The organism is Pseudomonas sp. SGAir0191 (assembly GCF_002812565.2).
Lineage (GTDB): Bacteria > Pseudomonadota > Gammaproteobacteria > Pseudomonadales > Pseudomonadaceae > Aquipseudomonas > Aquipseudomonas parafulva_B.
In genome coordinates this window covers 4999081-5010591 of the sequence record NZ_CP025035.2, presented here as the reverse complement: position 1 = coordinate 5010591, position 11511 = coordinate 4999081, and the positions used below count along the sequence as shown (strand labels likewise).

The following is an 11511-nucleotide window of genomic DNA, read 5'->3' as shown; positions in this document are numbered from 1 at the left end:
TATCAATCATATTACCTGGAAATTACAAATCCGTCATTTAGGCCCCACCCAGCTCATTTTGATTTACCATTCCTTTCAATAATGCCGGCGCGCGTGCGCGGTTAATTGCTCAGTGATATCGAGACAAAATCCCATGCGAATTCTGGTAATTGAGGACGAAGTAAAAACTGCGGAATATGTGCGTCAAGGCCTTACAGAATGCGGTTATGTCGTCGATTGCGTGCATACCGGGTCAGATGGGCTATTCCTAGCCAAGCAACACGAATACGAGTTGATTATTCTTGATATCAATCTGCCAGAAATGGATGGGTGGCAGGTACTTGAGCTTTTGAGGCGTAAAAATTGCCCCTCCCGCATCATGATGCTCACGGCGAGAAGTCGTTTGGCAGATAAGGTCCGGGGTTTGGAGAACGGTGCAGATGACTACCTGATCAAACCATTTGAGTTCCCAGAACTGCTAGCCCGGGTTCGCGCCTTAATGCGCAGGTCTGAACACCCTGCATCTGTGGAGATCATTCGTGTCGCTGACCTGGAGCTAGACCAGAGCCGTCACAGGGCCTTCAGGGACGGCCAGCGTATTGATCTGACGACGAAAGAGTTTGCACTTCTGCACTACCTAATGCGCAATACCGGCGTGGTGCTCAGCCGCACACAGATCATCTCACAGGTCTGGGATATGAACTTCGACTGCGATACAAACGTTGTAGAAGTGTCGATTCGAAGACTTAGAGCCAAGATCGATGACCCTTTCGAGACGAAGCTGATCCATACGCTTCGAGGTGTGGGCTATGTGCTTGAGAAGCGTTGATCGCCCGCTCCTTAGTCATGAAAATAGAGCCAGTGATCATGCATGTAAGTCGAGCCATACTGTTTTTGACCCTTAGCGCGCGTTTCCTCACTAAACGTATGAGGTGTGCTGGACAGGAGGTATAGCATAGATTATCAACAGGTAACGGAAGGCCAAGCTTATGCCAGAGCTGACGCACGCTCAGCTGACATTGTCTTCAACAGCCACCAGGCTTACCTCTGATACCGTGTGCCGGCGATGAGGTTAACCTCCCGACTACAGCACCAAGCAGGAAGCTCAGTCGCCGCTCAACGATGATGGCGGCCACCGGCTTTTCTGGCTCGTTGCGGGGCTGCTGACGGTCATTGCCTTCGTCATGGCCACCCTCTCTGTGCATCTTCTCACCTCGCTCAAGGAACTTGGCCTTCCAACGGTCACGGTGTTGGCCGTGGGGATGGTCATTGGGCCGGCCCAGGTGGTGGCCAGAGTATTGGAGTTCTCGCTTGCTCGGCATCTTCACCCAACCTGGTCGGCCCGTGCCGGCGTGTTGGTGAGCTTCATCGGCATCTGCTTATTCATTCCTGGCGTGCCTTCGCTGGCATTCCCTACAGCAGCGCTGTATCGCGCCGGCATCGGGATTCTCACTATTGCAAGAGGCATCTTGCCTCTGGTGCTGTTTGGCCCCAAGGGTATCGCGCACGCATGGGAGCATTGGCTCGCCCAATGCTCCTGGTGCAGGCCGCGGGGCCGTTTGCTATGGCCTTTGTGCTGAGTACTCAAGGCGCACCTGTGATGCACTTGCTCATGGCGGCGATGGTCGCTGTCGCGCTAGGTAGCAGTTTCAAACAGCCCCCTCAACCCAGTGCAACGTAGGCGAAGCTGGTGATTCTGCCCTCAAATGGGGGTACCCGCTAGATTTCACCCCTCGCTTTGCCTTTGACTCTGCCTGGGGGTATACCGCCTGGGGATAATCGGCCTGCTTTGTCTTTGCGGATTGCCCTGCCAATTGACAGGCCTACATAAGCCGCTTCCAATGCCCTCAACGTAGAACCATTCGCTCCGGCCGAAGCTGGCTGGTGGGCGTGAGCCAAGAGGCGTATCCTGCAAGTGCTTGCTCCGAGACTTGTTGGCCTACAGCCTCCCCTTGGAGACATCTGATAGCCCGCCGCCCAGGCGGGCTTCTTTGCTACCAGATCTGTAAACCAGCGCCTTTGGTTGGCTAGCCCAAGCTAGGCTCTGCCAGGGCACTTCCCCATCAGCGATCTACCCGTCGCCCCTAGGCACGACGGTTATCGACGTACCCAAATCCTTTATGAGGCGCGTGGAAAGCAGGCGGAGGTTAGGCGAGATTCGCTTACGCAGCCATTGCTTCGCAGGATTCTGCGCAGGTCATGCAGGCCTGTGCGCACTGCTGACAGTGGTCTGCCTGATGCTTACCGCACTCCTCTCCGCAGGCTCGGCAAATTTTGGCGCATAGGGCACAAAGTTTTTTGGCGAGCACGCTTTCTCGTGCCATCAAGGTAGCGGCAAGCTTGCACATATCTGCGCAATCCCTGTCCAGCTTGATGCAGTCAACCATCATTTTTACGTCCTGTTCTTGCAGGCAGGCTGACGCGCAGCCTTCACAGGCCAGCGCACAGCGCAGGCATTCCGAGATACATTCTTCAAAGCGACTGTTCATGGTCATATCTCCGGTATCGGGTGGATGTGATGCCAACGTACCGTCTCATGACGGTATGTAGCGTTCGACCTGACGGGGTCCTGAAGATTGATTACATTTGTGTAAGCTTGTCCGAATTATCTCGTGTGAAGGCCTGCCCGATCATTTAAGGCTGGATAATCACTGTTTCTGGACGCTCACGATTCTCGCGGTGCTTCCTTCCATACGGAACCCAAATTTCACCTTGTCTCCTACGTTCAAGCCCTTCAAATGCGCAGGCTCAGCTTGGAATCCCATGGTCATCGCCGGCCATTTGAGCTCTGCTACCGGGCCGTGCGCCAAGGTGATTTTCCCGCTTTGAGGATCCAGCGCCTTTATTGTCCCCTCAGCATGCGCAGTGGGTGCCGCCTGGCTGCCTTGGCCACCCTCGGCGGAAGCTGGCATTTTCTTCATGTCCATACCGTTCATGTCCTGGGCTTGCACGCTGGCGGCGAAAGCTGTGACCAGGCCTGCGATAACAATTAGCTTTTTCATTGGATTTTTCCTGAGAGGTTGGGGGTAGTTACAGCAAGTTCGCGGCGACGGATCAGCCAGTACGCCGCAGGGATTACAAAAAGGGAAAGCAAGGGGGCGGTGAGCATGCCGCCCACCATGGGCACCGCGATGCGGCTCATGACCTCGCTGCCGGTACCGCTGCTCCAGAGGATGGGCAGCAGGCCTGCAACGATGACCGCCACAGTCATTGCCTTGGGCCTGATGCGTTGCACCGCGCCCTCACGGATTGCGTCGAGCAGCGCTTCTCGTGTGGTTTCGCCGTTGGCCTGACGCTCAGCCCAAGCGTTATTCAGGTAGATGAGCATGATCACTCCGAACTCCGCCGCTACGCCTGCCAGGGCAATGAAGCCAACGCCTGTGGCCACCGACAGGTTGTAGCCCAGCAGGTACAGCAGCCAAACGCCTCCGGTTAGCGCGAACGGTAACGTGCCCATGATGAGCAGCGCCTCACCGAGGCGGCCAAAAGTCAGATAGAGCAGCACGAAGATGATGGCCAGCGTCGCCGGCACCACCCAGGCCAGACGGGCGTTCGCCCGCTCCAGGTATTCGAACTGCCCGGAGTAGCTCAAGCTCATGCCTGGATCGAGCTTTACCTCGCTGTCGATCGCCTGACGTAGGTCTGCGACAACAGACGAAAGGTCCCGGCCGCGCACATCGATGTACACCCAGCCCGAGGGGCGAGCATTCTCGCTCTTCAACATTGGCGGGCCATCAGCAATACGTATGCGGGCCACGCTGCCGAGCGTCAGCTGGCCACCCTGCGAGGTGTAGATCGGCAGTTGACGCAGCGCTTCCACCGAATCACGCCATTCGCGTGGATAGCGTAAGCTGATGGGATAACGAGCCAAGCCTTCAACCGTTTCCCCAATGGTTTCGCCACCAATGGCGCCGGCCACGATGGCCTGTACGTCGGTAATGTTCAGACCGTAACGGGCTGCGGCATGGCGGTCGATATCCAGATCAATGTAGCGACCGCCAGTCAAACGCTCCGCCAGCGCCGAAGCCACTCCAGGCACCTTCTTCGCTGCCCGCTCCACAGCGAGCGTAGCCCGGTCTATCTGGTCCAAGTCGCTTCCGGCAACCTTTACGCCGATTGGGCTCTTGATGCCGGTGGCCAGCATATCGATGCGGTTGCGGATTGGCGGGATCCAGATGTTGGTCAGCCCAGGCACACGCACAGTGCGATCAAGCTCCTCGATGAGCCTCTCCGTGGTCATTCCAGGACGCCACTCACTCTTGGGCTTGAGCCGAACGGTGGTCTCGAACATTTCCAGCGGTGCCGGGTCGGTAGCTGACTCGGCGCGGCCAGCTTTACCAAAGACACTGGCCACTTCGGGAACGGTTCGAATCAGACGATCCGTTCGCTGCAACAGCTCTGAAGCTTTCTGTGCCGAGAGTCCAGGCAAGACTGAAGGCATGTAGAGCAGATCACCTTCATCGAGCGGAGGAAGGAACTCGCCCCCAAGATGATTCAAGGGCCACAGACTGCTGAGCAGGATGAGCAATGCTCCAGCGAGGGTAACCAGAGGCCGGCGCAGGACGACCTCCAATGCTGGACGGTACAGCCGGATGAGGCCCCGGTTGAGCGGGTTGCGCTGTTCCGCAGGTAGTGGCCCTCTAATCCAGTACCCCATCAGCACCGGTATCAGGGTCACCGATAGCGCAGCCGCCGCTGCCATCGCGTAGGTCTTGGTAAAGGCCAGGGGTGCAAAGAGGCGACCCTCCTGAGCTTGCAGCGTGAACACCGGGATGAACGATAGCGTGATGATCATCAGACTGAAGAACAGTGCCGGTCCTACCTCGACGGCCGCCTCCGTCATTACCTTCCAATGCGCTTCGCCTCGCAACGGCTGACCAGGATGTCGAGCATGCCAAGCCTCAACGCGTTTGTGGGCGTTCTCGATCATGACCACGGCAGCGTCCACCATTGCACCGATGGCAATAGCGATTCCGCCAAGGGACATGATGTTGGCGTTAATGCCCTGATGACGCATCACGATCAGCGCAATCAGGATTCCGACGGGCAGCGCCACGATGGCCACCAACGACGAGCGCAGGTGCCAGAGAAACGCTGCGCATACCAACGCCACTACCACGAATTCCTCGATCAGCTTGTGACTGAGGTTCCCCACGGCACGGTCGATCAACTGGCTACGGTCGTAGACGGTGACAAGCTCCACCCCGGCTGGCAGGCCTTTCTTCAGGGTTTCGAGCTTGGCCTTGACGTGGGCAATGGCCTCACGAGCATTCTTGCCGCTGCGCAGGATTACCACACCTCCCACGGCTTCGCCGAGGCCGTCCAGTTCGCCTATGCCTCTGCGGGCTGCCGGACCTATCTGCACCGTAGCGACGTCGCCTACTGTCACCGGCACGCCCTTGGTAGCCAGTCGCAGCGGTATCGCCCTGAAATCATCCAGTGATCGCAGATAGCCGGCCGCACGTACCATGAATTCCGCTTCGCCCTGCTCCAGTACACCGCCACCGGTCTCCTGGTTGGCCTTGCCTATAGCCTCCACCACCTCAGCCTGGGTGATACCGAGGCTGGCTATGCGCAGCGGATCGAGCACGACCTGATACTGCTTGACCATACCGCCGATGGTGGCCACCTCAGCGACATCCGGTAGCGTCTTGAGCTCATAGCGCAGGAACCAGTCCTGAAGGCTGCGCAGTTGCGACAGGTCATGGCCGCCGTTGCGATCGACCAACGCATACTGATAAATCCAGCCCACCCCGGTGGCGTCAGGACCCAGTACCGGCTTGGCTGCCGCAGGTAATCGCGATTGCGCCTGGCTCAGGTACTCAAGCACCCGTGAGCGCGCCCAATACAGATCGGTGCCGTCCTCGAACAGCACATAGACGAAGCTGTCACCGAAGGCGGAGAAGCCGCGAACCGTTTTGGCCCCCGGAACCGAGAGCATGGTAGTGGTCAGCGGATAGGTCACCTGATTCTCAACGATCTGGGGAGCCTGGCCTGGGTAGGACGTGCGGATGATCACCTGCACGTCCGACAGGTCGGGCAAGGCGTCGATTGGCAGGCTACGCACCGAGACGAAGCCCCATGCCACCAGAAACAGCGTGGCGAGGAGCACCAGCACACGGTTGCCTACCGACCAGCGGATCAGTTTGGCAATCATGGTTGGCCCTCCACCACGTTGATCTGCTCAACTACCATGCCCTCGTCGCGTTCGCGTATGCCAAAGCGAATCTGCACACCGACCTTGAGGCCATTAAGGAGAGACTGATTAGCCACAGGAAAGGTCATGGTCATCCCTGGCATGCCCAGGGTGATGAAAGGACCGTGGGCAACGGTGAGCTGGGTGCCGTCTATCTGCACGACACGGCCATCCGCTTCATGCAGGGCTGGCCCCGCATTAGGCTGACTATCCTGCGCCGTCGCCGCCTCGATGCCTTTCAAATTAGCGTCGGAGTCCAACAGGAATTGCCCGGACGCGACGATGCGCTGTCCTGCCTGAAGGCCCTGCAACACCGCAACTTTCCCTCTGCTCTCCTGGCCCAACACGACTTCCACCGGCCGGAAGCGACCACCGTCCTCAGCCAGCATCAACAGGTCTCGCTTGCCGGTGCGGATGACCGCCTCGGCAGGCACCAAGAGGCTTTGCTCGGAAGACTCGCCGGGATGGAGAGCCACTTGAGCGGTCATCCCAGGACGAAGCCGTCCATCCGGGTTGGGCAACTCGATACGCAGGCGCAACGTGCGGCTCTGCAAATCGGCATCGGCCAATAGCGCGGTCAACTTGCCCGGTACGGGATCGCCCGGGAACGCTGGCAATCGCGCCTGCACAGGCTGGCCTTCGCGAAGGCCCTGAGCCTGGGCTTCCGGCACAGCCGCTTCCAGCCAGACGTTGGCCACTCCATTGATCCTCGCCAAGGTAGCACCCGGCATCAGGGTCATTCCGGGTCGCAAATCGAGAACCTGGATGACTCCGGCCGTGGGTGCGGAGAGTGTGACCGAGAGCTGCACCTTCCCAGTGCTCGCGACCCGGTTGATCAGGTCGGCCGGCATGCCGGCGAGCACAAGCCGCTGTCGTGCCGCCGCCGTCAGCTGCGCGTCGCCGGAATGCCGCAGCGCCAGGTATTCCTCCTGCAAACCAGCCCACTCCGGGGTTAGCACATCGGCTAGAGGAGCCCCTTTGGCAACGATGTCGCCCGTCGCTCGACCATAGACGCGCTCGACGTAGCCGCCAGTCCGGGCCTGCAATACGCTGAAGTCGCGTTCGTCGAACGTTAGAACGCCGCTCACACTCAGGGTCCGTTCTAGCCGGCCAGCCGTCACCGTCGCCAATCGAATCCCAAGGTTTTGCTGGAGCCCAGCCGAGACCTGAACCGCAGGCTGCTCCTCGCCAGCCGTGTCATCCGAATACTTGGGCACGAGCGGCATGTCCATGAACGGCGATTTTCCGGGCGCCGGGAAGTGCTGCTGGGGATACATCGGGTCATACCAGTACAGCGCTTTTTTTTCCTCACCTACTGGCTGGGATGGGGAATACGCACCTCTTCCACCTAGCCAGAAGCCCGCGCCTATCCCAATAGCAAGGGCAGCAGCCACGAGCAAACCAATCGACCTATTCCTCATGCCCGCACCTCTCCATAAACGAAATGCAGACGCGCTGCTGTTGCCGCCAACTGTCCTTGCAGGTCCACATCCTGTAGCAGCGCTTCCACACGCTGCCGGCGTGCCCACAGCACTTCACTCAACGGCGAATTACCGGCGCGGTAGTCCGCCAGAGCGAGGCGTACCCGGTCCTCGGCCAGGGGCAAAAGTGTTTCGCGACTGCGCCGTACAGCCCGTTGCAAGCGTTGGTACTCGGCAAGGTCTGTTTCAAGCTGAGCTTGATGCTCGCGCAGGGCAGCGTCCTGCTCATTTTCCAATTGGCGAACTTGTGCGCGTCGTGCCGCAATCATTGGGTCTTGCCGGGAGCTGGTGAACAACGGCAACTGGAAGCTGACTTGCAGGCTGACCATGTTGCTGAAGTCCGGGCCACGGCGCTGATAATCCACCCCCCAGGACCAATCCGATTTCTTCTCCGCCTGAGCCTGATGCACCTGGGCTTGAGCCTCGCGTGTCATGGCGTGGTAGGTATTGAGCTCCGGATGGGCATGGACGGAGTGCAGGTATTCAGCTGCGTCTACAGGCCAGACAGGGAACGTCGGCGCGCCTACTTCGGCGTCCTGCCCAATCCAGCGCTTCAGCGCGGCTCGCGCCTGAGCTGATTGACTCAACAGAACGTCTTTCTGCTCGTCCAGCTGCGCGGCTTCTTGCTTGGGAGCCAGCGTATCGGCGGTGGAGCCTGCACCACCGGCCAGGCGGGCCCGCACCGTGGAAGCCAGCAGCTGGTTTTCTTTGTAGAAGGCGTCGAACTGTTCAAGCTTTCGCTGCACGGTGTATGCAGCCACCCAAGCCTGTGCGGTTGCCGCCCGAACTTTCAGCCGTTCGAACAGCGCCTCGGCATCGGCTCGCTCGACCGTAGCCTGCGCTGTCTCTATGCGAGCTTTGCGTTTGTCCCGGTTCGGTACTTCTTGGGACAGGCCAACCACCTGCATGGTCATGAAGTCTCTGTTCATGCTCCAGCGGTCGGTGCCTTCAATCGGCAGGTTCTGTACCCCAAGATTCAGGCGCGGATCGGGAAGTTCGCCCGCTGGAATGACTGCGCTGCGCGCAGCTGATGCCTGCTCCTGGCGGGCCTGTAGAGAGGGAGCGTTGCGTTCAGCCAGTTGCAGCGCATCATCCAGCGACAGCGTTGCAGCCTGTGCCGAGACAGCCGGCAGCAGTATGGAAAAGACGGCCGTGGTTATCCGTCCCTGAAAACGTTGGGGAGTCATGAAAATGATTCCTCGAAAGATCAGCGCCCAGGCGCATGCGATCGCCCCGCTGCTAGGCGGAACGACGATGTGAAATTAAGAGGGAATCAGACGCGGGGAGGCCGCCATGGATCGGGGGGAGAGCCTGTCGCTATGCCTACCGCGTAGGTATCGGCAGGTCGTGGCTTAGCAAAGGTCAGCCCAGGCGTCAGGAAGCTGAGCTGCACGGTACTGGCAGTCCTGCACTCCTGGCCGACCTTGCAGGATTTGGCGTGATCGCCGGCCTTGCCCAGGTCTTGGTCCTGGCAGCAGTCATGATCCATACCCGCCATCATTTCCATGCCCATGGTCTGCATTGGGCAAGGTTCAGTCGCCGAATCGATGCCCGCCATCCCGTTAAGCGGAAGCGCCACGATAAGCATCAGGATGGTGAGCAGTCGAATGAACCGATTCATGATGGGCGAGTATAGGTTACCGGGATGAGTTCAGCATTAAGGGGTTGGGGCTGCACTAACCAACCGCTTGGAGGCTGGGAGACTGATGAAGAAGGTTGTGACACCCTCCGCTGAAGTACACCAGATTCGTCCGCTGTGAGCCTCGATGATAGAGCGGGTTATGGACAAACCCAGGCCTGCATTGCTTGGGCCGCCTTCGCGCCTGGCTGGATCGGCTCGATAGAATCGGTCGAAGATCTTGCCAATGTGCTGGGGATCGATGGTTACCCCGCTGTTACGCACGGAAAGCGTCACCCTTTCAGGCGTCTGCTCGATCTGCACTGATATCTCGTTGCCTTCCGGGGTGTAGCGCAACGCGTTGGATAGGAGGTTGGAAAGCGCCCGGTCAATCATCAGGCGATCGCCACGAACCTTACCCTGCCCGTGCAGGGTCAGCTGGGTGCCTTGATCCTCAGCCAGGAACTGGTAGTACTCGAACAGCTTGGATACGAGTTCAGAGAGCTCCACATCGATCTGCTCGGGCACGATCAGACCGTTATCAGCCTTGGCGAGGAACAGCATGTCGTCGATCATGCGCGACATGCGCTTGAGGTCTTCCAGGTTCGAATAGAGGTTTTCCTCATAGGCATCCAAGTCACGCTTCTTGGTGAGCACCACTTCGGTATGGGTCAGAAGGTTGCTGACTGGCGTTCTCAACTCGTGAGCGATATCGGCAGAGAAGTTGGACAACCGAACGAATGCATCTTCCAATCGTCCCAGCATCCCGTTGAAAGACAGGATGAGCTCCTGAAGCTCTAGCGGCACGGGCTCCAGGGGAATGCGCTCGCGGAGCGATCGTGCCGACATCCCGGTGGCCACTTTGGTGATTTGTCCAACAGGCCGAAGCCCACTCTTGGCCACGACCCAGCCCAAGCCTGCGCTCACAATCGCGCTGATCACCAGGCCAATTCCGAACCACCATTGCAGGGTGACAAAGAAATGCGCGTGAGTGGTGACATCGAGCATCAGCACGGCCGTCACCGGTTCCGGCTCGCCTGCAATGGTCAGCTGGGCGGTAATGCCGCGAAAGTTCTGCGATTCATCCTGCCATTCCCAGACCGCACCCCGGTGCGCCTGCTCGAATCGCTGAGGAATTTGGGAGGCTTTGGGGTCTGAAAAAAGGACCGTACCGTCAGCCTTGGTGATTTTCGCCGACAAATCCTGATGTGCGCCGAGCAATGCCCGCAGCTGCTGCTCCTGATCGTGGAGCCCGCCTCGCGCTGCTGAGATGGACAGGATATGACGCGTTGACTCCAGCTTTTCGGAAAGCGCCTGCTCATCCAGCATCCGGAAATGGTGCTGACTGAGCCCGTAGAAAGCCACGCCGGCAACCACCAGGACAGCAGTCACCGCGAACATGAACATCAGGGTCAGTCGCTTGACGAGCGATGATTGCGGGCGCATCACTCGGGCACATCCATCATGTAGCCCATGCCTCGGGCGGTATGGATGAGCTTTGGCGCAAAGTCGTCATCTATTTTGGCCCGCAATCGGCGAATCGCTACCTCGATCACGTTGGTGTCACTGTCGAAATTCATGTCCCAGACCTGGGAAGCGATCAGCGACTTGGGGAGCACCTCGCCGCGTCGGCGCATGAGCAGCTCCAACAGGCAAAACTCCTTGGCAGTAAGGTCAATCCGCTTGCCGTTTCGCGTAGCTCGACGCTTGAGCAGGTCTACCTCAAGGTCTGCCATCTTCATGGTGGTTTGAGCAGAACCACCATTGCCTCTGCGCAGCAACGTGCGAACCCGAGCCAGTAGCTCCGAGAACGCAAAGGGCTTCACCAGGTAATCATCAGCGCCCAGTTCCAAACCTTTCACGCGGTCGTCTACGCCGTCTCGGGCCGTCAAGAAAAGGACTGGCACATCCTGACCCGCCGCACGGATCTTGCGCAGGACCTCCCAGCCATCGAGCCCCGGCATCATCACGTCGAGGATCAGCAAGTCATACGCTTCGCTCTGTGCCTGTTGCAGGGCGTCAGTGCCTGTCATCACCCGGTCAACGGTGAAGCCGGCTTCTGTCAGGCCTTGCTGGAGGTAGACACCGGTTTTCGGCTCATCTTCGGCTACGAGTAATTTCATCTGCTCTCATCCACGCGGGGTGCATCTCCAGTTTGCAGGAAAAAAGACGCCCAACCAGAAGCTGACGGAAAAGTAATGTCGAGATCAGTTTTCTGACAGCACCGCGAAGCTAAC

At 58.9% G+C, this 11511-nt stretch carries 9 protein-coding genes; 1 reads left to right on the top strand and 8 read right to left on the bottom strand.

Features of this window, described 5'->3' with window-relative positions; all coding sequences use genetic code 11:
• The first annotated feature begins 133 nt into the window (after positions 1 to 133).
• Positions 134 to 808 carry a heavy metal response regulator transcription factor gene (locus CWR53_RS22570; protein WP_013974882.1) on the top strand — a complete coding sequence of 225 codons (675 nt, stop codon included), beginning with the start codon at positions 134 to 136 and terminating at the stop codon, positions 806 to 808.
• 1333 nt (positions 809 to 2141) lie between these two features.
• Here the strand turns inward: CWR53_RS22570 and CWR53_RS22560 are convergent.
• From CWR53_RS22560 to CWR53_RS22525, 8 genes are all read right to left on the bottom strand, one after another.
• A complete protein-coding gene (locus tag CWR53_RS22560) occupies positions 2142 to 2468 on the bottom strand; it encodes a four-helix bundle copper-binding protein (protein WP_371928162.1) in 327 nt (108 codons plus the stop codon).
• Between the two features lie 159 nt (positions 2469 to 2627).
• Positions 2628 to 2981: a copper-binding protein gene (locus CWR53_RS22555; RefSeq protein WP_094010849.1), complete on the bottom strand. Its 354-nt coding sequence runs from the start codon at positions 2979 to 2981 to the stop codon at positions 2628 to 2630.
• The gene (locus CWR53_RS22550) at positions 2978 to 6136 is read right to left on the bottom strand and encodes an efflux RND transporter permease subunit (protein WP_100852538.1); all 3159 of its coding nucleotides are present in this window, start codon (positions 6134 to 6136) and stop codon (positions 2978 to 2980) included. Before CWR53_RS22550 ends, CWR53_RS22555 begins: the two co-directional genes overlap by 4 nt.
• Positions 6133 to 7596: an efflux RND transporter periplasmic adaptor subunit gene (locus CWR53_RS22545; RefSeq protein ID WP_100852537.1), complete on the bottom strand. Its 1464-nt coding sequence runs from the start codon at positions 7594 to 7596 to the stop codon at positions 6133 to 6135. The genes CWR53_RS22550 and CWR53_RS22545 overlap by 4 nt, the downstream gene beginning before the upstream one ends.
• The gene (locus tag CWR53_RS22540) at positions 7593 to 8843 is read right to left on the bottom strand and encodes a TolC family protein (protein WP_100852536.1); all 1251 of its coding nucleotides are present in this window, start codon (positions 8841 to 8843) and stop codon (positions 7593 to 7595) included. Before CWR53_RS22540 ends, CWR53_RS22545 begins: the two co-directional genes overlap by 4 nt.
• Positions 8844 to 8929: 86 nt before the next feature.
• Positions 8930 to 9277: a hypothetical protein gene (locus tag CWR53_RS22535; protein WP_060519763.1), complete on the bottom strand. Its 348-nt coding sequence runs from the start codon at positions 9275 to 9277 to the stop codon at positions 8930 to 8932.
• 36 nt (positions 9278 to 9313) lie between these two features.
• Positions 9314 to 10720, bottom strand: a complete 1407-nt coding sequence (locus CWR53_RS22530) for a heavy metal sensor histidine kinase (protein WP_100852535.1) — start codon at positions 10718 to 10720, stop codon at positions 9314 to 9316.
• Positions 10720 to 11397, bottom strand: coding sequence for a heavy metal response regulator transcription factor (locus tag CWR53_RS22525; RefSeq protein WP_100852534.1), 678 nt, complete (start codon positions 11395 to 11397; stop codon positions 10720 to 10722). Before CWR53_RS22525 ends, CWR53_RS22530 begins: the two co-directional genes overlap by 1 nt.
• Between the last annotated feature and the right edge of the window lie 114 nt (positions 11398 to 11511).

Bases quoted from the DNA above. Each gene is read 5' to 3' on its own strand.
- CWR53_RS22535 (WP_060519763.1), bottom strand. From the start codon at position 9,277: ATGAATCGGTTCATTCGACTGCTCACCATCCTGATGCTTATCGTGGCG.
- CWR53_RS22545 (WP_100852537.1), bottom strand. From the start codon at position 7,596: ATGAGGAATAGGTCGATTGGTTTGCTCGTGGCTGCTGCCCTTGCTATT.
- CWR53_RS22555 (WP_094010849.1), bottom strand. From the start codon at position 2,981: ATGAAAAAGCTAATTGTTATCGCAGGCCTGGTCACAGCTTTCGCCGCC.
- CWR53_RS22560 (WP_371928162.1), bottom strand. From the start codon at position 2,468: ATGAACAGTCGCTTTGAAGAATGTATCTCGGAATGCCTGCGCTGTGCG.
- CWR53_RS22530 (WP_100852535.1), bottom strand. From the start codon at position 10,720: ATGCGCCCGCAATCATCGCTCGTCAAGCGACTGACCCTGATGTTCATG.
- CWR53_RS22550 (WP_100852538.1), bottom strand. From the start codon at position 6,136: ATGATTGCCAAACTGATCCGCTGGTCGGTAGGCAACCGTGTGCTGGTG.
- CWR53_RS22540 (WP_100852536.1), bottom strand. From the start codon at position 8,843: ATGACTCCCCAACGTTTTCAGGGACGGATAACCACGGCCGTCTTTTCC.
- CWR53_RS22525 (WP_100852534.1), bottom strand. From the start codon at position 11,397: ATGAAATTACTCGTAGCCGAAGATGAGCCGAAAACCGGTGTCTACCTC.
- CWR53_RS22570 (WP_013974882.1), top strand. From the start codon at position 134: ATGCGAATTCTGGTAATTGAGGACGAAGTAAAAACTGCGGAATATGTG.